The sequence below is a fragment of the Pseudarthrobacter sp. BRE9 genome, from assembly GCF_031844305.1.
Lineage (GTDB): Bacteria > Actinomycetota > Actinomycetes > Actinomycetales > Micrococcaceae > Arthrobacter.
Window position 1 is genome coordinate 123,883 of sequence record NZ_JAUZUY010000005.1, and the last position, 21,613, is coordinate 145,495.

The window sequence follows — 21,613 nt, forward strand, 5'->3', positions numbered from 1 at the left end:
CGGGCGTCAGGCGGGCGAACCCGCTGAGGCGAGTGCCGCCGTCGTGCGTTCCAAGGAACCGGCGCCTTCCGTTGAACCCGCGCCTTCAAAGAAGGCGAGCAGCGTCTCCACCAGGTGCGGGGCGAAGTCCTGTTCCAGCGACAGCACCACGCGGCACCGGGCACCCTTCACGGGCGGGTAGCCCGCGTACCGCCCGCGCATATCGCACACCGTCTGCCCGCGGCCCGGGCCGTCGGAGGTGTCGACGGCGGCACGCACCACCGGCGCGACGGCGGGCGCCACGGCACCCACGGCGAGCGCCGCGGCCAGGGGATCGTGCATCGCGGAGCACGGCCGGCCGTAGATGCCCTCGTAGAAGCGGAAGTAATAGCCCAGCATCTCCCCCAGCGCCTGCGCCACCGGCGAGGAGGACGCCAGCAACTCCTGCCGGTGGTGCTCCTCCAGTACCGAAGCCATGGTCACGTCCAGCGGCACCAGGGTCACATCCCAGTCCGCGGCCAGCACCAGGGCGGCGGCCTCGGGGTCGTTGTGGATGTTGGCCTCCGCCACCGGCGTGATGTTGCCGGGTGCCAGTGCCGCCCCGCCCATCACGGTGACGGTGTCCACCAGGGACGGCAGTGCCGGCTCCAGCCGGAGCGCCTCCGCGATGTTGGTCAGTGGCCCGATGGCCACCACGCGCAGCGTCCCCGGGTACAGCCGCGCGAGCCGCACCAGCATCTCCGCCGCGGACTCCCCGGCCAGTGACGCCGCAGCGGGGGCGAGGGAAACTTCGCCGATCCCGTTCTCGCCGTGCACCCACGGCGCCCCGCCGCCAAAGGAACCCGCCAGCGGATGGTGCGCCCCCAGCGCCACGGGAATGTGTGCGGAGCCGGCAAGTTCCAGCAGGTCCAGGGTGTTGCGGGCGCCGACGGCGGCACTGACGTTGCCACTGACGGTCCCGATTCCCACCACGTCGGCGGCGGGGGCGGCCAGCAGGTAGGCCAGGGCGAGGGCGTCGTCGATCCCGGTGTCGCAGTCCAGGTAGATCGGGGAGGGCGTGGTCATGGCGGTGCTTCTTTCGTTGGGGGAAGGGGTTAGAGGGTCTCGCCCTTGGGGGCGGCGACGAAGAGGCTGACGATGAACGCGGCGGCGGTGATGCCCACGGAGATCCAAAGGGCCGTGGCGTAGCCGGCGGCGGTGGCCTGGGCGGCGAAGGGCGCCACGAGGACGACGCCGAGGCTCGCCCCGATGCCGAAGGAGGCGCCGTTGATGCCGGGCAGGGCAGCCGGAGCTTCCTTCGGTGACAGCAGCACCGAGAGCCCGTTGATGGCGGTGAGGAACAGGCCGTTGTAGAAGATGCCCAGCGCCGCGACGGCGATCAGCACGGCAAGCTGGCTGGTGGAGAACGAGGCGGCGGCGATGGCGCAGGCCAGGCTCATGCCGGTGCCGGCGCGGAGGGTCTTGATCCAGCCCCGGCGGTCGGCCAGCCAGCCCGCCAGAGGTGCGGCAAAGACGCCAATGAGCGCGGCGGGGGTAAGGAACAGCAACGCCGAGACGGACGCGGAAAGCCCGAAGCCGCCGTCGTGGTCCTGGCTGAGCAGCACCACGGTGAAGTTGATGATGGCGAAGATGCCGGCGAGCGTGAGGACGGTGGTGGCGATGACCGGCCACACCTGGCGGGAGCGGAGGTGGTGCACGGCGATGAGCGGGTGGCTGCGCCGCTTCTCGATCAGCCAGAACGCGGTGAAAGAGGCGATGGTGCCGGCCAGCAGGGCCAGGGCGGTGGGCGAGGTCCAGCCGGCGGCGGATCCGTCGGAGACGAAGTAGGTGATGAAGACCAGGAACAGCGAGAGGGAGCCGGCACCCCACCAGTCCATGGCGCCGCGGACTCCCTGGGGCCGTCCGGCGGGCACAATGCGGAGGATGCAGCCGGCAGCGACCACGGTCAGGACGAGTACCGCCACGAAGATGGACCGGAAGCCCCGGGTCTCGGCCATAAGTCCGCCCACCCAGCCATCCACTCCCCCGATGCCGCCGTTGATGGCGGCGATGATGCCCACGGAGGTGCCGAACACCTTGGCCTGAAGGTTCTCGCTGAGGACGATGTAGGCGAGCGCGAAGACCGCGCTGGAGACGCCCTGCAGGAACCGGCCGGCGATGAGCAGTTCCAGCGTGGGTGCGGTGATGCAGAGGATGGTGCCGGCGCCCATGATGCCCAGGACCAGCAGCAGGGCGGCGCGGCGGCCAATGAAGTCGCTCCACCGGCCGATCACGGGCCCGGCGATGGCGCCGGCCAGGAAGAACATGGACTGGACGGGGGCCGTGCTTTCGGCGCCGCGGCCGAAGTCGGCCGCGATCTGCGGCAGCGCCGGGGTGACCATGCTGGCGTTGAGCTGGAAGGACAGCACACCCAGCAGCAGCGTGGAAATCAGCAGGGCGGCGCGGCTGCCGGAGAGCTTGGCGGCGTCGTCAGCGAGGACGACGCCGGCACCGCCTTGGGTGGGAGGTGCGGCCGTGGCGGGGGTTGGGGCGTTCACATCAAACTCCTTTGTTCGAGCAGGGTGGGGAATCCCGGTCTTCGGAACGGCGATTCGAGTTGTTATACAACCATGTATGACTCACAAGTACAACCATGAGTTACACTATTTCCCAATCCCGGCCGCTTCCGGGCCTCCCCCTTCAGAGAGTCTTCCCATGAGCAATCGACTTCCTGCCGTCACCGTGGTCGGCAGCATCAATCTGGACCTGATCGCCACCGCAGAGCGGCTTCCCACCGCCGGCGAAACCATCGGCGGCGCCCTCCTGTCGCGGCAGCCGGGCGGAAAAGGTGCCAACCAGGCTGCGGCCGCGGCGCGGCTGGGCGGCCGGGTCCGCATGGTGGGGGCGGTGGGCAGCGACGCGCACGGCCAGGGGATGCTGGACGCCCTGGCTTCGGCCGGCGTCGATACTGCCGACGTCGCGGTGCTGCCGGAGGCCACCGGGACGGCGCTGATCGTGGTGGACGCCGAGGGCGAGAACCAGATCGTGGTGTGCCCGGGTGCCAACTCACGCCTTTCCCTCGACGGGGTGGTGTTCGGCCCGGACGAGACGGTGCTGTGCCAGCTGGAGGTGGGCCTGCCCGTGGTGCTGGAAGCCGCCCGGAAGGCGCAGGGCTTCTTTGTCGTGAACGCGGCGCCGGCCATGGACTTGCCGGCGGAACTGCTGGAGCGCTGCGACCTGGTCATCGTCAACGAGAGCGAGTACGCCCTGATCCCGGCCCTCGCATCCGCCAAGCTCGTGGCGGTGACGTATGGCGGCGAGGGCTCCGCCCTCTTCGAGCACGGCCGGAAGGTGGCGGAGGTATCGGCGCCTGCCGTCAGTGTGGTGAACACCATCGGCGCGGGTGACGCGTTCTGCGCCGCCCTGGTCCTGGCACTGCGGACGGGGATGGACTCCGCCTCGGCGCTTGCTGTTGCCAATGCCGTGGGTGGCGCTGCCGTCGGCGATCCTTCCTCCCAGCCCGATTTGGCACGGCTGGGACACTACGTGGAGCGGACTGCCCCGGCCCTGGACCTCCGGTGAGCGTGGCACTGCGGCGGGCGGCGCCGTCGGACTTTCCCGAGGTCGGGCGCATCACCCGGGACGCCTACCTGCGCGCCGGGCACTTCGCTGCCGATCATCCCTACATGAGCGTGCTGGAGGACGTGGAGCACCGCGCCGCCAATGCGGAGGTGTGGGTGGCGGAGGCCGCCGGGACGGTGGTGGCGGCGGTGACGCTGACGTTCGCCGGCCAGCCGTACAGCGAGATCGCCCGGGACGGGGAGCTGGAGTTCCGGATGCTGGCGGTGGATCCGTCCCACCAGGGCGGCGGTGTGGGCCGGGCGGTCGTGCGCGCGATTGTGGAGCACGCCCGGCAACTGCCCGGGATCGGGGCGATCAGCATCACCAGTGCCACGTTCATGGAGCGGGCGCACGCCCTGTACCGATCACTGGGGTTCCGCCGCGCGCCGGAGCGGGACTGGTATGTTCCGGGCGAGGATGTGCTGCTGTGGGTGTTCCGGCTGGAGCTCTAACGCCTTGGCCGCTGCCCACACTTTGCCCATTCTTCCGGACGATTCTCAGCGCGATCCGGGGGTTCGGCCCCCGAGGCCCTGGTCTGCGAGGAGATCGGAGTGCCGGTGGATGATCCGCCAGATGCCCTCTTCTCGGCGATAGAGGTGTGTTGTGCGCATCGTATAGACGGCCGGAAGGCCATCGACAACCGCGCTGCTGTGCTCTAATCCGGCCGTGTAGGCAAGGCTGCCGCTGGCACCTGCCGCGACAACCTCGAACTCAAACCCGTCCGAGCCCGTGAACCGGAGAGCCTCCTGGCGGAACTTGGGCTCAAGGCCCGCCCAGCCCGCGCCGGAAATATGCGCTCCGAACAACGTCACGGGGTCCCGGTGCGACCACAGGGCTATGCGGGGTGCCACGTCGCCCTTATGCAGCGCCAAGGTCATGTCCCGCTGCTGCGGCAGGATCTCAGCCAGGAAGGCTGCTGTCTCCTCTTGCATGGCCGCCCACCCTCAACCACTCACGCCCGTCGGTACGCCGGGCAACGGGACAGAGGCCTCCCCCGGCGGGAAATCCGCGTGACGATGCACAATCCGCCACTTACCGTCTTCGCGGCGGTAGACGTGGGTCACGCGCAAGGTATACCGGCGCGGTGTCCCCTCGACGTTGGCGGAAGTGTGCTCGTAGCCCACGGTGTAGGCGAGGTCTCCGCTTGCGCCGGCAGAGATGATCTCGAGGTCGAAGGAATCGGAATGAGTGAACCACGAGGCCACGCTCTGGAACATCGGCTCCAGCTCGGGCCAACCGGAGCCGCTGAGCTGCGCGCCGAAGAGGGTCACAGGATCGTTCCGCGACCACAGCGCGAGGCGGGGAGCTACGTCGCCATCGTGGATTGCACCGTCCGCCGCTCGCTGCTTGGGAATCATTTCGGCCAGGAATGCATCCGTTTCAGTTGACATGATCAACTCCATTACAGTCAGACTGTTTTGAATACAGTTATAATGCATCCAATGGAACGGAAAATCAAGAGGCAGTATGACTCCCGCCGCCGCCAGGAGCAGGCTGCAGAAACACGGCGGACCATCATCGCTGCGGCGAACGAGCTCTTCATTGCACAGGGGTACGGCCAGACCACCATCAAGCAGGTGGCCGAGCGGGCCGGAGTCGCCGCGGAGACCGTGTACTCCGCGTTCCGCACCAAAGCGGGGCTGCTGAGGCACGTTTGGTATGTGGACTTCCGTGGTGATGATGCGGACGTAACCCTGTATGACCGTGCGGAGATGCAGTCGATCCTGGCCGAGCCGGACCTGCCGAACAGGATCCGCCGGCACGCCGTGTTCGTGACGGCGAGCAACCGCCGTATCTATCCGCTCCTCGATGCCCTCGCTGGAGCCGCTGCAAGCGAGCCCGACGCCGCCGCGATGCTGGCCGAGTGGGCGGACCGGCGGCTGGACGTGGCCACCCGCTACGCCCACGCAGCTGCCGGGACCGGCCAGCTCGCCGTCAGCGAAGAGGAATGCAGGGACGTCATGTACGCGACCATGGACGGCACCCTGTGGGCCCAGCTCGTGGGGCAACGGGGCTGGAGCGACGAGAGGTTCTCGGACTGGCTCGCCGCCACCTGGATCGGCGCTCTCGTCCGTAGGAGGTAGCGGACCGCGTTTCCAGGCGGTGACGCTCCCAAGCCGTGTTCGCCGTCGTCGTTTCATTGCTGCGACAGGGATCGCGCTGGGCTAATTCGCGGAGCGTGTGCCCGAGTCCGTGCTGGACCCCGTGGTGGGAACGAAGTTCCAGTCGAAGGACCCGTTGCCGTGCAAGGTCAGCCGGAGGAACCCGCGGGTGTCGCTGAACCGCTTCTCGATGTAGCGCGGCTTGCTGGTGAACGGGCGCAAATCAATGCCACCCGTGGATACCTGGAACGCCGTCATTCCGTCTTTGACGCACTTGTCCGCGTTGTTCACCGGGCAGGACCGTTCGTAGTTGTGCTGCGACCCGGACAGCGTGAGGCGGACCCGGTACTTCCACATTACGTCGATCCACGGCTTCTGGTCTCCAGCCCGCCCGTGCTCGTCGGTGTCCGATGTGAAGTACGGCTCGTGGTAGACGACGGCCAGGTGCTTGCCGGCCTTCTGGGCAGCGGCGAGGTCCTTGTCCAGCCACTTGGTGGCATCCGAGGCCTTCTTTTGGTCGTACCGCCACAGCGCGGACGACAGGAACGCGAAGTGCCAGTTTCCGAAGTCCTTCGAATACGGTTCCCCGTTCCCGATGGACCCACGCTCCTGGTTGATCGCAGCTTTCTCCGTCGAGCCTTTGCATTGGCCGTTCATGAACTTCGCCAGGTCTTCGTTGCGGCCCGGCTCCCAGTCGTGGTTGGGGCCGGACACCCAGTACAGCTTGGGAATGGTGCCGCCCCACAACTTCGTCCACGTGTTCACGTAGCCGTCGCAGTAGCCGGTTTCGTACTGAAAATCCCCCAGCCCCAGGAACGCGTCAATCTCGTTGTTCTCCACGAGCTTGGCAATCGCCGCGCCGTTGCGGCCGGACGGACTGTCGGGGTCAAGGTTGTCGGCGGGGTTCATGTCCCCCACGGCGGCGATATGTACATCCGGCACGTTCGGAGGGGGCTCCGGCGGTTTGGGCGTGCAGGCCGTGGCAAGGAGCACCAGCAGGGCTGCGGAAACTGCGGCCACGCGCCGGAAGGGTTTTTCACGAGGGAGTGCTGGCCGCATCCCATACCCCCTTTCCAGCAGCGAACCGCAGGCCGGCGTGCGTGACACAGTCACGCGCACCGGCACCTTGATCCTCCTTACGGGCCGGACCGGCTGTCAAGGGCCGGGCGCTGTGAATCTTTGCCGGCGGCCCCGGGCCCAGATAACCTCAGCGACCCCGCTCAGGGCCAGCGGGAACGCAACGACGGCGGCCAGGAAGCGCATCAGGTTGTAGGGATTCACCAGTGCCGCCCAGCCTACGAGGACTCCCGGCAGCCCCACGCAAACGGTCACCCAGACGGGGTTGCCCCGAGCATGCGACCAGATGGCTGCCGCGACGGACAGCAGGCAGCCGGCGTAGATGTAGCGGCTCCCGATCACGGACTCTTCCTGCTCAGCCGGAGTGGGCAGCCAGATAAAGAAATCGGCGCGCACGATCCCATAGCCGATCAGGACCATCGACGCGACGACGAGCAGGATCCAGGCGATGGTTCTTGTCCATCGTCGGCGGGCCTCCAGGACGGCATACTGACTCATTGCGGCGGCCGGTTCAGGGGTGGCAGCCGATTCCCCACAGTTTCTCCTTGAGGATCACCTGCATGACGACGTACTGCATGGCGCTGCTTCCTTCCGACGCTGGTCAAGTGGCAGCAATGCTACTCGCGGGAAGGGTATGACACAGTCTTAGGACCTGGCTTCCTGATTTGCATCGACGGACTCGGCAATCCTCTTGATCGCGGCGAGCGTTTTCGGGATGCCGTCGAGCGCCTGCTGGGTGCGGTCGGCGATCTGCGCGTCCGCCTCAGCACCGTATTTCTCCCCGAACATGGCGATTCCGTGCGGCAGGAATGCCCAGGACTCGCTGAGGATGGTGCCCGAGCCTGACGGGGTGAGGGTGAAGCCCCAGCGGACAAACTTGCCGCCCACCACCCAGGCGAACTCGCGGCCGCGCTCGGCCGCCACCACCTGGGACCGGGTTTCCCAGGTCCTGTGCGGGAGCTCGTTGCGCCCGGTGAACCAGGCGCCGACTTGGCCGGCGCCATCCTCGTCGTCCCACCAACACGACGTGCACACCGGGCTCCATTCACCGGTGCGGGTGATGCCGGAGACCAGGTCATAGAGTGTCTCGGCTGATGCCTGGACGGTGACGGATTCCTGGTACTGGCGGATGCTGACCTGGTTCATTGGTCCATCCTTACAGACCGTCACTTCTTCTGCCGCCGGCCCTGCGACAAATTCGGCATGCGCACTTCGCGCAAGAAGGGTTGCGCCAAACGCGCAGTTCCGGATATGATCTACATCATGCTTCGAGCCAAGCGCTCGGCCCCTCTCCCCCAACAACAATGAGGTTGCAACATGTCTGTCCCCATCAAGGCCACCATGGAAAAAGTTCCCGGCGGCATGATGCTCATCCCCCTGCTCATCGGCGCCATTCTCGGCACCTTCGCACCGGATTCCGCCAAGTTCTTCGGCTCCTTTACCGGCGCACTCTTCACCGGCGGCACCACGATCCTCGCGGTCTTCTACGTCTGCATGGGCGCGAGCATTGATATCAAGGCCACCCCGTACATCCTGAAAAAGGGCGGTGTCCTCTTCGGCAGCAAGGTTCTGTTCGCGATCATCATCGGCGTCGTCGCCGGCCGGTTCCTGGGCGAACTTCCCATTGACGGCGGAATCCTGTCGGGCCTCTCCGTCCTGGCCATCCTGGCGGCCCTGAATGACACCAACGGCGGCATGTACATGGCCCTCATGGGCCAGTACGGCAAGCCGAAGGACGTGGCGGCCTACTCCGTCATGACGCTGGAATCCGGCCCCTTCCTGACCATGGTGACCCTCGGCGTCGCCGGCCTGTCCGCCTTCCCGTGGCAGGCCCTGGTGGGCGCCATCATCCCCCTGCTCCTTGGAGCCATCCTGGGCGCCCTGGATCCGGCCATGCGCAAGTTCCTGTCCTCCGCGGCCCCCGTCCTGATTCCGTTCTTCGCTCTCGCGCTTGGCTTCGGCCTGAACCTGGGACAGGTCGTCAACGCCGGCCTGCTCGGAGTGGGACTTGGCCTGTTCGTGCTGATCGCCGGCGGCGCCGTGCTCTTCTTCGCCGACAAGCTGACCGGAGGCTCCGGCATTGCCGGCCTGGCGGCAGCCACCACCGCCGGCAACGCAGCCACCGTTCCCATGCTGGTGGCGGCAGCCAACCCGGCCTACGCCCCCGCAGCCGGCCCGGCCACCGTGCTGGTCGCCGCGTCCGTGGTGGTCACCGCCATCGGCTGCCCCCTCATGGTTGCTTGGTACGCTAAGCGCCTGAAAGCCAAGCAGACCGTGGAAACTCCTGAGGTGTCCCGAGCAGTATGAACACCAACGCAGCCATGCGCTGGGCGATCATCGCCGATGACCTGACGGGAGCGGCGGATGCGGCCGCAGCCTACGGGCCCACGCACAGCAGTTCCGTCATCCTCGACGTCGACAGCACGTGGCCCGACGCGGAGATCCTTTCGATCAACACGGAGAGCCGCTACCTGGCGCCCGCGGAAGCAGCCAGGGCCGTCACGACGGCGGCCGACCGGGCCCTGGGTCAGCACCGGCGGGTCTTCAAGAAGATTGATTCGCTGCTGCGAGGCAACGTAGGCGCGGAAGTCGCGGCAACCTTGGCGCGGCTGACGCAGGGCCGCAGCAAGGGCCTGGCGGTGGTGGCTCCGGCGTTCCCGGGCACGGGACGGACCACCCTCGGCGGCATCGTGCACGTCAACGGTGCTCCCCACTCCAAAGGAAACTACGACGGCGACGTCGCGGCGGCGCTTGCCGCCGGCGGCCTCACCGCCGAAGTGGCCGGAACCAGCGGACGCACCCCTGAGGAACTGGCCCGGCACCTGCGGGACGTGCAGGACCGCGGGATTGACGCCGTCGTCCTGGACGCCGTTTCCGACGCTGACCTTGAGCGCATCGCGGCTGCCGCTGAACTGCTCGACTTTCCGGCGCTCTTGGTCGGATCCGGCGGCCTCGCAGGGCACATCGCTGCACGTGAAAACGAAAAAGCTGCGCGGAATGCGCAGGTGCGGCGCGTCAGCAGGACCCTGACGGTGATCGGCAGCTACTCCAGCCTGGCCCGCCAGCAAACCGAGGCGCTTGTCGCCGCCGGCGCGGAGCACATCACGCTGGACCACGACGCCCTGGAGGATCCCGCGGTTGCCCGCAAGGTGGCCGAGGCGATGACCCGGAACGATGTGGTGCTGACGCCCGATCCGATGGGAACCATCGACAAGTCGCAGGCGCTTGTGGTAGCGGAGGCACTGGCCCGCGCCACCGCCGCGGGCATCGGCCACTGCGACGCCCTCGTCATGACGGGAGGTGAGACGGCAACTGCTGTCCTGAAAGCCCTCGGCGCCGGCAGCTTCACGGTCCTCGGGGAGATTGAACCCGGCGTGGTCGTGAGCCTGCTGCCCGAGCCCCTCCCCCTGCTGGTCACCAAGGCCGGCGCGTTCGGGGACGCGGGCACGCTGGCCCGCACCACACGATTTCTTACTGGAACCACGACTGAAATGAGTATCAAATAATGGGACGCCCGATAGTTGCCATCACCATGGGCGATGCGGCCGGCATTGGCCCGGAGATCATCGTCAAGGCCCTGGCCGACAACGAACTCCGGTCAAAGGCACGCATGCTGGTCATCGGCGACCTCCGCCGGCTGCAGCTCGCCGCGGACATCGTCGCCAGCCCGCTGACGTTGCGCAAGGTCTCGGCACCGTCGGAGGCCCTGTTCGACGAGGGCACCATCGACGTGCTGGACATCGACTGCATCCCGGAGGACCTCGCCTGGGGCGAGCTCTCCGCCGCAGCCGGCCACGGCTCCTACCTCTTCATCGAGAAGGCCGTCCAGCTGGCCATGGACAAGCAGGTGGACGCCATCTGCACCGGACCGCTGAACAAGGCCGCCCTGCACGCCGCCGGCCACAAGTACCCCGGCCACACGGAGCTCCTGGCCGAGCTGACCGGCACCGAGGAAGTGTCCATGATGCTGACCGCGCCGAAGATGCGCGTCATCCACGTGACCACCCACATCGGCCTGATCGATGCGATCGCCAAGATCAACGGGGACTTGGTGTACCGGACCATCAAGCGCGGCTATGAGCTGCTGCGTGCCTCCGGCATCGGGAACCCGCGGATCGCCGTGTGCGCCATCAACCCGCACGCGGGCGAGAACGGCCTGTTCGGCTATGGCGAGGAGGCGGAGAAGATCCAGCCGGGCATCGAAAAGGCCCAGGCGGACGGCATTGACGCCTTTGGCCCGCTCCCGGCGGACACCCTGTTCTTCCTGGCAGGCCGCGGCGACTTCGACCTGGTGGTGGCCCAGTACCACGACCAGGGCCACGGCCCGGTGAAGGTCCTGGGCCTGGAGAACGGCGTGAACATCACCGTGGGCCTGCCCGTGGTGCGCACCTCCGTTGACCACGGCACCGCGTTCGACATCGCCGGCAAGAACATCGCGGACCACGAGTCGCTGCTGGAGGCACTGCGGCAGGCAGTGGACCTGGCGCCGGCACGCGACGAGGCTCTCTAGCCTCACAGAAGAAACGGCCGGTCAGCGTAGGATTGCTGACCGGCCGTTTTGCTGGCTCCGGGCCGGTGGTTGAGCCTGTCGAAACCTGGGCCCACGCCCGCAGGGTTCCCTGGCCGAGCTTGCGAGGTTAGGGGGCGGGTGGGGAGCGAAACCTGGGCCGGAACTAGCATGGGTACCACTGCCACCGCCATGCCCACGGGAAGGAGACCGGGAATGCTGAGCGCAAACGCGAGGCGCGAGGAGATCTACCACCTTGCCGTGACCACCGGCCTGGCCTCCGTGGAGGAACTCTCCGCCCGGTTCGAGGTGACCGCGTCCACCATCCGCCGCGACCTGGCACTCCTGAACGGGCAGGGCCGGCTGGCCCGCACCTACGGCGGCGCCATGGCGCTGGGCGCGCACCCGGAGGCGTCGCTGCGGCAGCGCACGGGTGAGGCGTTCGAGCAGAAGCACGCCATCGCGCGCTGGGCGGCGGGAGTGATCCGGCCCGGGGAGAACATCCTGCTCGACGCCGGCTCCACCGTCGGTGCCCTGGCCCACGAACTGCGCGGGTTCGAGAAGCTGTCCGTGACGACGCCGGGCATCAACACCATGCAGGAACTCGCCGAGTCCGAGGGCATCGAGGTGGACTGCCTGGGCGGCCGGCTGCGCACCGTTTCGCAGAGTTTCGTGGGGCCGCTCGCCGAGGCGGCCCTGGAGCGGATGAGCTTCGACCGGGTGTTCCTAGGCGCCGACGCCGTCACCGCTGAGGACGGCATCTGCGAAGCCGACCACGCCCAGACCAGGCTCAAGGAGCTCATGGCCCGCCGCGGGCGGGAGGTCTACGTCCTGGCCGATTCGTCCAAGCTCGGCCTGCGGCCGTTCCACGCCTGGGCACGGCTGGCCCTCCCCTGGACCCTGGTGACGGACGACGGCGCCGACCCCGCCCAGGTGCAGAAGTTCCGAGACGCGGGGGTACAGGTTGAGGTGGCTGCTGTTTCCGCCTAAGTCCCGGTGGGTACGCTGCTGCTACAACGATTGAAACCCTGAACGAATCGGAGACACTCATGCACGCCGTGCTCGAATACACCTACGAGGACAACTACCTTGAAACCCGTGAGAATTACCGTGCAGACCACCTCCGGGCAGGGTGGGAGGCAGTTGAACGTGGCGAGCTTCTGCTGGGCGGGGCTGTCGGCGAAGTCCCCTTCAAAGGGTTGCTGATCTTCACGGGCGAGAACGCACTCGAGGCCGCCAAAACTTTTGCCGCCGCAGACCCCTACGTCATCAATGGCGTCGTGACGTCGTGGACTGCCAGCCCATGGACCACGGTGCTGGGAAAAGAAGCGGCCACACCCGTTCGCCCCTAAGTCCCGCAATCCCACAGCCGCACCCGGCTATCAGTGGGCCCAGAACCTCAGCCAAAACTGAGCTAAATCTGGGACAGCGGCCTGCGCCCGGACTATAGGATTTCCTGGGCATCCCGGACCACGGACGCTCGGCGAACAAAAAATGGGGGAATCAATGCCGGAACTCGGCCGCATCTACTGGACCCGACAAGGCCTTCGTTTGGCGTACTCGGCGGTGCTGTTTTGGCTCGCCGCCTCGGTGATGACGGCTCTCATGGCGAAGGGAACACCGGTTTCCGGTTCGGGGCCATCCGTCGCGGCTGAAGTGTTGCGGGGCATGATCGACCGCGTCGTCTCCTCAGCTGCGCTCCCCGTTGTGTTCGTGGTCGTGCTGGGCATTGTCGCCGCCGTCATCACCAGCCGGGATGTCCGGCGCCGGGATCCGGTGCGACGCTTCACCCGCCAGCAGCGCCGCGAAGGGATGGCCCGCGCCGGCGGCTTGTGCGAATTGGAAGCCGGCTTCGGGCGGCGCTGTGGCCGCCCCGCCGAGCACGGCGACCACTTCTACCCCTGGTCCAAGGGCGGATCCACCAGCCTGCAGAACTTCGTCGCGGCCTGCGCCAGGTGCAACCGCGCCAAGCGCGCCAACATCCCGTCTCCCGGCAAGCAGCAACGGATGGAACGACGACGGCGTGACTACCTTCCGCCGTCGGCCTCCGTCAGCGTCGGCGAACGGCAGCCGCTGCCCTGAGGCAGTGCGTCAAGCGGGTGCTTCCGACCAGACCGGCCCGTCCGCTCCACCCTTTGTGAGCGTGAATATCCCGTAGCGCATGGCACCAGTGCGGTACGCCAGAATCATGCGGGGAATGCTCAAAAAGGAGTTTCGACTGCGCGCGCCAACCGCGAGGCGGCGGGTCTCGCGGTCGACGAGCAGGGCCTTCAGGAGCCGTCCGGCGCAGATGGGCCATGTGCGCCATACGCGGCGGCTGACATCTTCATAACCGGTGATTGTGAAGCCGACCGCCGCAGCCATCGCCTCGTATTCCTCGCGCGTTCCCAGCGAGGGCAGGCGCCCTTCGCGGCAGATCGGCTCGAGCAGGTGGCAAACCTTCCAGCCGCTGGCACCGGTCTCGGCGAGCCACGCGCAGATGACGAAGCGGCCGCCGGGCGCCAACACGCGGTGCGCTTCGGCGAAGAACCTGGGCTTATCCACCATGTGCTCACTCGACTCAAGCGCCCAGGCGGCATCGGCTGATGCTTCGGCCAGCCCGTTGTCGAGCCAGTCGCGGACCTGGATGTCCACGCCAGCTACGCGATGCTCGGCGGCGTAGCGGGCCTGCTCAGCCGAAAGCGTGAAGCCGGTGACACGGACCCTGCGCCTCACCGCGAGCCGCCGTGCGGTGGAGCCGTAGCCGCAGCCGATGTCGATGCACGCCTCGCCTGGCAAGAGGCCCAGCCTGTCCCCGACCGTGTCCACCAGCGCCTCGACGGCCTCGCCGGGTGTCTCGCGGCCCGTCTCCCACAGCCCGTGATGGACATGCTCGCCCCACACCCGGCGGTAGATGGGATCGAGCTCGTCGTAATGATCCGCTACCGCCACGGCAGTCTGGGATATATCGGGGACGATCACGCTCAGCGGACCTTCGCCTTGGTCACGGTGATGGTGATGCGGTCCGTGACCGCGTGGGGGCTGACTCCGTTGGCGGCGGTCACCTTGAACGTGAACTTGCCGGCCTTGGTGGGCGTTCCGGACAGGACGCCCGTGGCGCCGTCCAGGTTGAGGCCTGCGGGCAGTGCACCGGAGGAAACACGGAAGGTGGGGGCCGGGGCGCCCGTGGCGGCGAACGTGTAGTTGTAGGCTGCACGCGTGTTCGCCTTTGTGGGCGGTGTGGCTGCGGTGAACACCAGCGGTGCTGCGTCCACGGTGATGACCGACACGGTGTTGGAAGAGGTGTTGACGACGTAGACAGTCGACCCGTCGGGGGCGACCGCAACACCGGTCGGAGGCGTCCCGACCGGGATCGTGGAGGTCACGGCGCCCGACGCCACATCGATGACTGACACCGTGTCGGCACCGGAGTTGGTGACGTACGCTGTCGACCCGTCCGGGGCGATCGCAACACTGTCCGGGGCCCACCCGACCGGGATGGTGGAGGTCACCGTACCCGAGGCCACATCGATGACCGACACCGTGTCGCCCTCGTTGTTGGCGACGTAGGCCGCTGACCCATCCGGGGTGAACGCAACGCCCGTCGGCGACGACCCGACCGGGATCGTGGAAGTCATCCTGCCCAAGGCCACATCGATGACAGACACCTGGTTGGAATCCTGCCCGTTGGTGACGTAGGCCTTCGCCCCGTCCGGCGCGAACGCCACGGCGTTCGGAAGCGGCCCGACCGGGATCGTGGAGGTCACCGCGCCGGACGCGACATTGATGACCGATACCGTGCCAGAATTGCTGCCGCCGCTGGTGACGTAGGCCTTCAACCCGTCCGGGGCGAACGCAACGGCCATCGGCGTCTCCCCTGCGGGGATCGTGGAAGTCACCGTGCCGGACGCCACATCAATAACCGACACCGTGTTGGGCCCGGCGCTGGTGACGTAGGCCTTCAACCCATTCGGAGCGAATGCCACTCCGAGCGGACCAGCTCCGACCCGGATCGTGGACGCCACCGTGCCCGAGGCTACGTCGATGACGGACACTGTGCTGGATTCCCAGTTGGTGACGTAGGCTTTCGACCCGTCCGGGGTGAACGCAACATTCCTGGGGCTTGCACCGACCGGGATCGTGGACGTCACCGTGGCTGCAGCGGTTGCAGGGATATTGCCCACCAGCATGAGGCCCGCCAGGATCGTACCCAGGATGCCCGCGCGCCGGCCGCGAGGGCGGACAGCTGACGAACGTGGACCTTGGTAGCGCCCGGACCCTGTACTGAGTAGCTGCATCATGTTTCCCCCTGCTTGAAGAGCGAATTCTGTTGTGGAGCGTGCGGACTTCGGAAGCCACCCTCTGAAGGCTGGCCGAAAATACGGCGTGAGCGGAGTCTATAAATCAGGTAAAACGAGGGTCACCGTTGGCCCGTACCTGTCTTTTGGACCGGCACTACCTGTTTTGAATTGCGGCGGGACTGGCGAGCACCAGCATTTTCATGGGGGTAATCTTCCGCAGACGAGGCCCGGCCAGATAGGGGGAAATATCCCTTGATAAATTTCCGGCTACCCGGGCAGTGGCCAGCAGGCAGGGTAGGCGGCACGACGACGGCACGGGCGTCCCGCCGTCGTCCTTCCTTCGCTGCCGCGCGTCCGCCCACCGGACCCTACGGGTGCACCAGCACCTTTACCGGGGGCACCTGCGGGAAGCCTCCGCCGACAGGCCATGCCCGGCAGGAGGCTTACTTCGGCGCGGTAATTCCCAGCCGCGCCATCCGGCGGTAAATCGTGGCCCTGCTCATTCCCAGTTCAGTGGCGGCCGCCGCAACAGTGATGCCCGGCCGGGAAAGGCACCGGATGATCTCGTCCCTCTCCATAGCCTCGATTCTGGTGAGATGCGGCCCGGCGCGTCCCACCAGCCGGGAGGGCAGATGCCGCACATCGATGATTTCCGTGCGCAGGGCCGCGTCATGGACCAGGCTGAAAAGTTCGTCCACATTGCCCGGCCACCCATAACCGGTTAGTGCATGTTCGGCGGCAGCCGTGAAATCCACTTCACGCATACGGGTCTGGCGTGCGGCGTACCTCGCCAAGGGCATCACATCAGCGGCGCGCTCACGCAAGGCAGGCACCGGCACCACGGTCTCGACCATGGCGGCCAGTGGCTGCGGGATGGCGGCCAGCTCCTCCGCCGTCATGGCCCAGGTGATCGTGGGAGGGCTGCCGCCGGATACCGGCAACGATTGAACCGCGGCGGCAGCCCGGGCTTTTAACTCCTGCGCCGCCCAAGCGGGCAGGAGGTCAACGTTTTCCACGATCACAGCGGTATCGGGCTTGGACAACTCGGGGGTCCAGAGCGACAGCCACGCCTCCACGTCCTCGGGCGCCGGAGCTGCTGCGCACAGAATGCGGCTTCCGGGGCGGGCCTGGCGGATTGCCTGGCCCACCAGGGTGGCGCGCCCGGTGCCAGGTTCTCCGACGGCGGCCACCACCCGGTTGGCGGCAAGCGCCAGGGCCGCGCGGTCCAGGGCCTCTGTCCAGGCCGGGGACATGGCGCGCAGCGTTCCCGCTCCCGGCTCAAGCCGGCCCCGCTGCACCCGGAAGACACCGCCCTTGGGTCCCGCTTTCGCCCTGTGGCCGCCCGACTTGGCGAGCATGAGGGTGGCCGTGTTGCTCGCGGCTGATTGGGCCAGTGCCAGCAGCAGCTCCGGTGAAGACTTGGACCAGGTGGTGATGTTCACGCTGCCCTCGAGGCGTCCGCTGAGGGGATCCACCACCGGGACGGCAGCGCAGGTGTACGTCCGGAGGCTTGCGCTGTAGTGCTCCTCGGCACGAACCAGGCTCGGCGTCCGGTCGGCCAGCGCCATACCCAACCCGTTGGTTCCCGCTTCCCGCTCGGAAAAGGCAAAACCGGGGGCCAGATGGACCTTGTCGAGTGCCCGGAGCAGTGACGTATCACCGCTGAAGCGGTTGAGGACCAGCCCGTCGGCGTCGGTGAGCATCAGGCTGAGTGGCTCGTTGGCCAGCGTCTGGTGCAGGCCCGTGAGCACCTCCTGCCCGCACTGGTAAAACAGCGAGTCCCCTGCCACCGAGCCGGCCCACACGGGGTCGATGATCTCGGCCGAGACGCCATACTCTTCACTGCGCTGCCATGAGGCAAGAAGGCGTCTGGAGACAGTTGTCAGCATGCCTTCCTGCCCGCCGCCCTGTGGCCGCGGGACGGGAACGTTCTGATTCGGCACCATCGCCGCCTTCCTTGTCCTGGTCATTCGAGATTACGGCGCCGTGCGCCCAAAGGCGATGCCATCGTGTCTCAAAATGAGACACCGGTCACAGGTTGACAGGTACCTTTTCGCCCTAACGTCATCTCTGTCGCGACTACGGCAGTCGCGGAGAGGAGAACGATATGTACAGCAAAGACGGCGAGAACTACTTCATCGTCGACGCCCACATCGCATTGTGGGACGCCCGGCCGGAGAACCAGCGCAACGTCCATGGCAAGCAGTTCATCGATTGCTTCTACGACTACCACCGCAACCTCTCCCCCGAAGAGGAGCTGTGGACCTACGAGGAATACCTCTACCAGGGCGGCGAGCGCCTCATGAAGGATCTGTTCGTTGACGGCTACGTGGACCACGCGATTTTCCAGCCGGCCTACCTCGGGGAGTTCTACAAAAACGGCTTCGCGCAGGTCGAGGAGGCGTTCGGCCTTGCAGCCGCGCACCCGGACAAGCTCACCTACAACCACTACTTTGATCCGCGGCAGGGTGAGGCGGGCCTGGACCGGCTCCGCGCCGACCACGAGAAGATGCAGTTCCAGGGGGTGAAGCTCTACACGGCTGAATGGCATGGAGAGTCCCGCGGCTACAAGCTCTCGGATCCCTGGACCTACCGGTACTTCGAGGAGTGCCGGAAGCTCGGGATTAAGAACATCCACATCCACAAGGGCCCCACCATCCGGCCCCTGGACCGGGACGCCTTCGATGTGTCCGACGTGGACCACGCCGCCTCCGACTTCACCGACCTGAACTTCGTCGTCGAGCACGTCGGCCTGCCGCGGCTTGAGGATTTCTGCTGGATCGCCACCCAGGAACCCAACGTCCACGGCGGCCTCGCCGTCGCCATGCCCTTTATGCACACCCGGCCGCGCTACTTTGCCCAGATCATCGGGGAGCTCATCTACTGGATCGGCGAGGACCGCATCCAGTTCTCCAGCGACTACGCCCTCTGGACGCCGCGCTGGCTGATCGAGCGGTTCGTGGACTTCCAGATCCCGGAAGACATGACCGAGTACGCCCCGCTCACCGTGGACCAGAAGAAAAAGATCCTCGGACTCAACGCGGCGAAGATGTACGGCATCCCGGTGCCGGCAGAGCTCCAACTTCCGGACGCGGGTGAAACGGCCACCGGTCCCCGCCAGCCGGAACGGGCGGACCTGGCGGGTGCGGTATGACGGCGGCATTGACGGAGCGCACCGCCCAGGAAATGAAGGTGACAGCAGAGGACGTCCGCCAGGCATTGGGGGCCGTGCTGGATCCCGAGCTGGACGAGCCCATCACGGATCTGGGCTTCGTCCGCTCCCTCGAGGTCAGCAACTCACCGGCCGGCGCGGAAGTGGTGCTGCACCTGCGGCTGCCCACGTCATTCTGCTCGCCGAACTTCGCCTACCTGATGGCGTCGGACAGCAAGGACGCCGTCTCGGCACTGCCCGGGGTGGCGAAGGTGGTGGTGGAGCTCGATGACCACCACGACTCCGCCTTGATCAACGCCGGCCTCGCGGAGGACGCCGGTTACCGGGGCACCTTCCGGCACGAAGCCGAGGACAGCCTGGAGGAGCTGCGGTGGACGTTCCGCCGCAAAGCGCACACCGCCGCGATGGAGCGCTGCCTGACCGAACTGCTGCGGGCGGACCCCGCGCGGGCGGAAGAAAGCGTCGGGACAGTGCGGCTGGGTGACCTGCCGGGCGGCCGGACCAAAGACGCTTTAGTACGACGGCGGATGGCGCTGGGGCTGCCTGCGGAACCTGCCGCCGTCGTCCTCGTTGACCATGACGGCCACCCCTACCCGCCCGAGCAAGTGCCGATGGCGCTTCGGCGGGCCCGTTCCACCCGCATTTCCATTGACGGCAATGCCCACTTCTGCCGCGGCCTGCTGCGTACCCGCTACGCGGGCTCGGACGCGGACCAGATAGACCGGCCCGAGGGAGCCGAGCCTGCCGACCATCACCATCTGCTTCCGTTCACAGTCAAGGAGATCCACCCATGAACACCATGCGAGCCGTCCAGGTGGTCGGCTACCACGAAGGCCTGAAGATGACCGAGGCGCCCATTCCGGAAGTGGCCGGGGCCTGGGACGTCGTGGTCAAGATCGGCGGAGCCGGCGTGTGCCGGACGGACCTGCACATCCTCGAGGGCCAGTGGGCGGAAAAGTCCCAGGTGGACCTGCCCTACACGATCGGGCATGAGAACGCGGGGTGGGTGCACGCCGTCGGCAGCGCCGTCACCAACGTCAAGGAGGGCGACAAGGTGATCCTGCACCCGCTGATCACCTGCGGCCTGTGCCGCGCCTGCCGCTCCGGCGACGACGTGCACTGCGAGACCAGCAGGTTTCCAGGCATCGACACCCACGGCGGGTACGCCGAATACCTCCTCACCTCCGCCCGGTCCGTGGTGAAGATCGACGACTCTTTGGAACCTGCGGACGTGGCGGCCCTGGCTGACGCCGGTCTGACGGCCTACCACGCCGCAGCGAAGGCGGCCAAGAGGCTGACCCCGCGGGACACCTGCGTGGTGATCGGCGCGGGAGGGCTGGGCCACATCGGGATCCAGGTGCTGAAGGCCCTCACTCCGAGCCGGATCATCGTGGTGGACCGCAACCCGGCTGCGCTTGAGTTGGCGAAGTCGATCGGGGCCGATGAAGGGGTCCTCGCGGACGGCACACAGGTGGAGCAGGTGCGGGAACTGACCGAAGGCAGGGGCGCCGAGGTGTTGATCGACTTCGTGGGCGAAGGCGGGGCGACGTCTGAAGGCATTGCGATGCTGCGGCAGGCCGGCGACTACTTCGTGGTGGGCTACGGCGAGGACATCAGCGTGCCCACCATCGACATCGTTTCCTCCGAGATCAACATCATCGGCAACCTCGTCGGGTCCTACAACGACCTGCAGGACCTCATGGCACTCGCTGCCCGCGGGGCCGTCACGCTGCACACCCAGAAGTACGCGCTCGACGATTTCCAGCAGGCCATCAGCGACCTCGACGCCGGCAAGGTCCGCGGCCGCGCCATCCTGGTTCCCTGATGCCCAGGCATGACCCTGGCAGCAATATGTTTGATGTGAAGGAAAACCGATGATCTTCATTACCGCAAAATTCCCGGTGAAGCCGGAGCACGCCGACGCGTGGCCGGAGATTGCACGGGAGTTCACCGAGAAAACGAACGCCGAGGAGGGCTGCCTGTTCTTCGAGTGGGCCCGCTCCCTGGCCGACCCCAACACCTACATCCTGATCGAGGCTTTCCGCGATGACGACGCCGGCGGCGAGCACGTGCAGTCGGACCACTTCAAGAAGGCGACGGCCGAACTGCCGGCGTACCTGGCCCGGACTCCGGACATCGTCAACGTCAAGGTGGAGGGGTGGTCAAAGCTCGGGGAGCTCGCGGTGGAATAAGAGGTTGCCCCGTCGGCGGTTCAGGTTGCTGGGCTGGAAGGACGACGGCGGCGCTTGCCTCGCGCCGTCGTCCTTCCAGCCGTGCGGCTTACCTCGCACTACGCGAGGACATCTACCATCTTGCTGTGACCATCTGGCGTCCGTGGAGGAACTGTCCGCCCGCTTCGAGGTGACCGCGTCCACCATCAGGCGCGACCTGGCGCTGCTAAACGGGCAGGGCCGGTTGCCACGCACCTAATGGCGGGGCGATGGCTTTGGGCGCGCACCCGGAGGCGTCGCTGCAAGCAGCGCACGGGCGAGGCGTTCGAGCAGAAACACGCAATTGCCCGGTGGGCAGCGTCCGTGATCCGAACCGGCTGCTCGACGCTGGCTCCACAGTCGGTGCCCTGGCGCATGAGCTGCGCGGGTTCGAGAAGCTGTCCGTGACTATGCCGGGCATCAACACCTTGCCGGAACTCACAGAGTTTGAGGGCATCGAGGTGGATTCCCTGGGAGGCCGGCTGCACAGAGTTTCGTGGGGCCGCTGGCTGAGGCGCGGCTGGAGCGGATGAGCTTGGACCGGGGGTTCCTCGGCGCCGATGCCGTCACCGCCAAGGACGCCATCGGCGAAGCCGACCACGCGCAGACCCGGCTCAAAGAGCTGACGGGCCCGGCGCGGCCGGGAGGTCTACGTGCTGGCCGATTCCTCCAATCCCGGCCTCCGG

Annotated in this window: 25 protein-coding genes; 15 read left to right on the forward strand and 10 right to left on the reverse strand. The window is 67.0% G+C overall.

Annotated features, from left to right (window positions below; genetic code table 11):
- Positions 1 to 6 precede the first annotated feature (6 nt).
- Both Q9R31_RS11715 and Q9R31_RS11720 read right to left on the reverse strand, forming a co-directional pair.
- Positions 7 to 1,044 (reverse strand): nucleoside hydrolase, encoded by a 1,038-nt coding sequence (locus tag Q9R31_RS11715; RefSeq protein ID WP_311262900.1) that lies wholly within the window; start codon positions 1,042 to 1,044, stop codon positions 7 to 9.
- 29 nt (positions 1,045 to 1,073) lie between these two features.
- Positions 1,074 to 2,516 carry an MFS transporter gene (locus Q9R31_RS11720; RefSeq protein WP_311262901.1) on the reverse strand — a complete coding sequence of 481 codons (1,443 nt, stop codon included), beginning with the start codon at positions 2,514 to 2,516 and terminating at the stop codon, positions 1,074 to 1,076.
- 157 nt (positions 2,517 to 2,673) lie between these two features.
- Between Q9R31_RS11720 and Q9R31_RS11725 the strand changes: the two genes are divergently transcribed.
- Together Q9R31_RS11725 and Q9R31_RS11730 are read left to right on the forward strand one after the other, a co-directional pair.
- Positions 2,674 to 3,540 (forward strand): ribokinase, encoded by an 867-nt coding sequence (locus Q9R31_RS11725; protein ID WP_311262902.1) that lies wholly within the window; start codon positions 2,674 to 2,676, stop codon positions 3,538 to 3,540.
- Complete coding sequence (locus Q9R31_RS11730; RefSeq protein ID WP_311262903.1) at positions 3,537 to 4,031, forward strand: GNAT family N-acetyltransferase; 495 nt, start codon at positions 3,537 to 3,539, stop codon at positions 4,029 to 4,031. Before Q9R31_RS11725 ends, Q9R31_RS11730 begins: the two co-directional genes overlap by 4 nt.
- A 45-nt stretch (positions 4,032 to 4,076) precedes the next feature.
- On the opposite strand, the gene Q9R31_RS11735 is transcribed toward Q9R31_RS11730, so the two are convergent.
- Positions 4,077 to 4,511 carry a nuclear transport factor 2 family protein gene (locus tag Q9R31_RS11735; protein WP_311262904.1) on the reverse strand — a complete coding sequence of 145 codons (435 nt, stop codon included), beginning with the start codon at positions 4,509 to 4,511 and terminating at the stop codon, positions 4,077 to 4,079.
- Between the two features lie 12 nt (positions 4,512 to 4,523).
- The gene (locus tag Q9R31_RS11740; RefSeq protein WP_311262905.1) at positions 4,524 to 4,970 is read right to left on the reverse strand and encodes a nuclear transport factor 2 family protein; all 447 of its coding nucleotides are present in this window, start codon (positions 4,968 to 4,970) and stop codon (positions 4,524 to 4,526) included.
- Between the two features lie 51 nt (positions 4,971 to 5,021).
- On the opposite strand from Q9R31_RS11740, the gene Q9R31_RS11745 reads away from it, so the two are divergent.
- Positions 5,022 to 5,663, forward strand: a complete 642-nt coding sequence (locus Q9R31_RS11745) for a helix-turn-helix domain-containing protein (protein ID WP_311262906.1) — start codon at positions 5,022 to 5,024, stop codon at positions 5,661 to 5,663.
- A gap of 81 nt (positions 5,664 to 5,744) precedes the next feature.
- Here the strand turns inward: Q9R31_RS11745 and Q9R31_RS11750 are convergent, their stop codons facing one another.
- From Q9R31_RS11750 to Q9R31_RS11760, 3 genes are all read right to left on the reverse strand, one after another.
- Positions 5,745 to 6,701, reverse strand: coding sequence for a hypothetical protein (locus Q9R31_RS11750; protein ID WP_311262907.1), 957 nt, complete (start codon positions 6,699 to 6,701; stop codon positions 5,745 to 5,747).
- Positions 6,702 to 6,836: 135 nt separating this feature from the next.
- The gene (locus Q9R31_RS11755) at positions 6,837 to 7,256 is read right to left on the reverse strand and encodes a hypothetical protein (RefSeq protein ID WP_311262908.1); all 420 of its coding nucleotides are present in this window, start codon (positions 7,254 to 7,256) and stop codon (positions 6,837 to 6,839) included.
- 147 nt (positions 7,257 to 7,403) lie between these two features.
- Complete coding sequence (locus Q9R31_RS11760) at positions 7,404 to 7,904, reverse strand: SRPBCC family protein (protein WP_311262909.1); 501 nt, start codon at positions 7,902 to 7,904, stop codon at positions 7,404 to 7,406.
- A 171-nt stretch (positions 7,905 to 8,075) separates the two neighbouring features.
- On the opposite strand from Q9R31_RS11760, the gene Q9R31_RS11765 reads away from it, so the two are divergent.
- The 6 genes from Q9R31_RS11765 (at position 8,076) to Q9R31_RS11790 (ending at position 13,347) form a co-directional block, all read left to right on the forward strand.
- Positions 8,076 to 9,065, forward strand: a complete 990-nt coding sequence (locus Q9R31_RS11765) for a 2-keto-3-deoxygluconate permease (protein ID WP_311262910.1) — start codon at positions 8,076 to 8,078, stop codon at positions 9,063 to 9,065.
- Positions 9,062 to 10,264, forward strand: a complete 1,203-nt coding sequence (locus Q9R31_RS11770) for a four-carbon acid sugar kinase family protein (protein ID WP_311262911.1) — start codon at positions 9,062 to 9,064, stop codon at positions 10,262 to 10,264. The genes Q9R31_RS11765 and Q9R31_RS11770 overlap by 4 nt, the downstream gene beginning before the upstream one ends.
- Positions 10,264 to 11,268 carry a 4-hydroxythreonine-4-phosphate dehydrogenase PdxA gene (pdxA, locus tag Q9R31_RS11775; RefSeq protein WP_311262912.1) on the forward strand — a complete coding sequence of 335 codons (1,005 nt, stop codon included), beginning with the start codon at positions 10,264 to 10,266 and terminating at the stop codon, positions 11,266 to 11,268. Before Q9R31_RS11770 ends, pdxA begins: the two co-directional genes overlap by 1 nt.
- A gap of 213 nt (positions 11,269 to 11,481) precedes the next feature.
- Entirely contained in the window at positions 11,482 to 12,255 is a 774-nt protein-coding gene (locus Q9R31_RS11780; RefSeq protein ID WP_311262913.1) for a DeoR/GlpR family DNA-binding transcription regulator, read from the forward strand.
- A gap of 59 nt (positions 12,256 to 12,314) precedes the next feature.
- Complete coding sequence (locus Q9R31_RS11785; protein WP_311262914.1) at positions 12,315 to 12,617, forward strand: YciI-like protein; 303 nt, start codon at positions 12,315 to 12,317, stop codon at positions 12,615 to 12,617.
- A 154-nt stretch (positions 12,618 to 12,771) separates the two neighbouring features.
- Positions 12,772 to 13,347, forward strand: a complete 576-nt coding sequence (locus Q9R31_RS11790) for an HNH endonuclease (protein ID WP_311262915.1) — start codon at positions 12,772 to 12,774, stop codon at positions 13,345 to 13,347.
- A gap of 9 nt (positions 13,348 to 13,356) precedes the next feature.
- On the opposite strand, the gene Q9R31_RS11795 is transcribed toward Q9R31_RS11790, so the two are convergent.
- From Q9R31_RS11795 to Q9R31_RS11805, 3 genes are all read right to left on the reverse strand, one after another.
- Positions 13,357 to 14,226, reverse strand: coding sequence for a class I SAM-dependent methyltransferase (locus tag Q9R31_RS11795; RefSeq protein ID WP_311262916.1), 870 nt, complete (start codon positions 14,224 to 14,226; stop codon positions 13,357 to 13,359).
- Positions 14,227 to 14,228: 2 nt separating this feature from the next.
- The gene (locus tag Q9R31_RS11800; protein WP_311262917.1) at positions 14,229 to 15,545 is read right to left on the reverse strand and encodes a beta-propeller fold lactonase family protein; all 1,317 of its coding nucleotides are present in this window, start codon (positions 15,543 to 15,545) and stop codon (positions 14,229 to 14,231) included.
- A 443-nt stretch (positions 15,546 to 15,988) separates the two neighbouring features.
- The gene (locus tag Q9R31_RS11805) at positions 15,989 to 17,491 is read right to left on the reverse strand and encodes a GAF domain-containing protein (protein WP_311262918.1); all 1,503 of its coding nucleotides are present in this window, start codon (positions 17,489 to 17,491) and stop codon (positions 15,989 to 15,991) included.
- 161 nt (positions 17,492 to 17,652) lie between these two features.
- Between Q9R31_RS11805 and Q9R31_RS11810 the strand changes: the two genes are divergently transcribed.
- From Q9R31_RS11810 to Q9R31_RS20175, 6 genes are all read left to right on the forward strand, one after another.
- Positions 17,653 to 18,699, forward strand: a complete 1,047-nt coding sequence (locus Q9R31_RS11810) for an amidohydrolase family protein (RefSeq protein ID WP_311262919.1) — start codon at positions 17,653 to 17,655, stop codon at positions 18,697 to 18,699.
- A gap of 32 nt (positions 18,700 to 18,731) precedes the next feature.
- Complete coding sequence (locus Q9R31_RS11815) at positions 18,732 to 19,511, forward strand: iron-sulfur cluster assembly protein (protein ID WP_311263030.1); 780 nt, start codon at positions 18,732 to 18,734, stop codon at positions 19,509 to 19,511.
- Positions 19,508 to 20,542 carry an NAD(P)-dependent alcohol dehydrogenase gene (locus Q9R31_RS11820; protein WP_311262920.1) on the forward strand — a complete coding sequence of 345 codons (1,035 nt, stop codon included), beginning with the start codon at positions 19,508 to 19,510 and terminating at the stop codon, positions 20,540 to 20,542. Before Q9R31_RS11815 ends, Q9R31_RS11820 begins: the two co-directional genes overlap by 4 nt.
- 49 nt (positions 20,543 to 20,591) lie before the next feature.
- Positions 20,592 to 20,909: a putative quinol monooxygenase gene (locus Q9R31_RS11825; RefSeq protein ID WP_311262921.1), complete on the forward strand. Its 318-nt coding sequence runs from the start codon at positions 20,592 to 20,594 to the stop codon at positions 20,907 to 20,909.
- A gap of 169 nt (positions 20,910 to 21,078) precedes the next feature.
- Complete coding sequence (locus Q9R31_RS20170) at positions 21,079 to 21,147, forward strand: hypothetical protein (protein ID WP_397428240.1); 69 nt, start codon at positions 21,079 to 21,081, stop codon at positions 21,145 to 21,147.
- A 91-nt stretch (positions 21,148 to 21,238) separates the two neighbouring features.
- The gene (locus Q9R31_RS20175; RefSeq protein WP_397428238.1) at positions 21,239 to 21,460 is read left to right on the forward strand and encodes a hypothetical protein; all 222 of its coding nucleotides are present in this window, start codon (positions 21,239 to 21,241) and stop codon (positions 21,458 to 21,460) included.
- Positions 21,461 to 21,613: the final 153 nt, after the last annotated feature.

Coding starts and splice junctions, on each gene's coding strand:
- Q9R31_RS11745 (WP_311262906.1), top strand. CDS start 5,022: ATGGAACGGAAAATCAAGAGGCAGTATGACTCCCGCCGCCGCCAGGAG.
- Q9R31_RS11790 (WP_311262915.1), top strand. CDS start 12,772: ATGCCGGAACTCGGCCGCATCTACTGGACCCGACAAGGCCTTCGTTTG.
- Q9R31_RS11740 (WP_311262905.1), bottom strand. CDS start 4,970: ATGTCAACTGAAACGGATGCATTCCTGGCCGAAATGATTCCCAAGCAG.
- Q9R31_RS11780 (WP_311262913.1), top strand. CDS start 11,482: ATGCTGAGCGCAAACGCGAGGCGCGAGGAGATCTACCACCTTGCCGTG.
- Q9R31_RS11765 (WP_311262910.1), top strand. CDS start 8,076: ATGTCTGTCCCCATCAAGGCCACCATGGAAAAAGTTCCCGGCGGCATG.
- pdxA (WP_311262912.1), top strand. CDS start 10,264: ATGGGACGCCCGATAGTTGCCATCACCATGGGCGATGCGGCCGGCATT.
- Q9R31_RS11825 (WP_311262921.1), top strand. CDS start 20,592: ATGATCTTCATTACCGCAAAATTCCCGGTGAAGCCGGAGCACGCCGAC.
- Q9R31_RS11810 (WP_311262919.1), top strand. CDS start 17,653: ATGTACAGCAAAGACGGCGAGAACTACTTCATCGTCGACGCCCACATC.
- Q9R31_RS11800 (WP_311262917.1), bottom strand. CDS start 15,545: ATGATGCAGCTACTCAGTACAGGGTCCGGGCGCTACCAAGGTCCACGT.
- Q9R31_RS11815 (WP_311263030.1), top strand. CDS start 18,732: ATGAAGGTGACAGCAGAGGACGTCCGCCAGGCATTGGGGGCCGTGCTG.
- Q9R31_RS11785 (WP_311262914.1), top strand. CDS start 12,315: ATGCACGCCGTGCTCGAATACACCTACGAGGACAACTACCTTGAAACC.
- Q9R31_RS11735 (WP_311262904.1), bottom strand. CDS start 4,511: ATGCAAGAGGAGACAGCAGCCTTCCTGGCTGAGATCCTGCCGCAGCAG.
- Q9R31_RS11715 (WP_311262900.1), bottom strand. CDS start 1,044: ATGACCACGCCCTCCCCGATCTACCTGGACTGCGACACCGGGATCGAC.
- Q9R31_RS11760 (WP_311262909.1), bottom strand. CDS start 7,904: ATGAACCAGGTCAGCATCCGCCAGTACCAGGAATCCGTCACCGTCCAG.
- Q9R31_RS11725 (WP_311262902.1), top strand. CDS start 2,674: ATGAGCAATCGACTTCCTGCCGTCACCGTGGTCGGCAGCATCAATCTG.
- Q9R31_RS11755 (WP_311262908.1), bottom strand. CDS start 7,256: ATGAGTCAGTATGCCGTCCTGGAGGCCCGCCGACGATGGACAAGAACC.
- Q9R31_RS11805 (WP_311262918.1), bottom strand. CDS start 17,491: ATGGTGCCGAATCAGAACGTTCCCGTCCCGCGGCCACAGGGCGGCGGG.
- Q9R31_RS11770 (WP_311262911.1), top strand. CDS start 9,062: ATGAACACCAACGCAGCCATGCGCTGGGCGATCATCGCCGATGACCTG.
- Q9R31_RS11820 (WP_311262920.1), top strand. CDS start 19,508: ATGAACACCATGCGAGCCGTCCAGGTGGTCGGCTACCACGAAGGCCTG.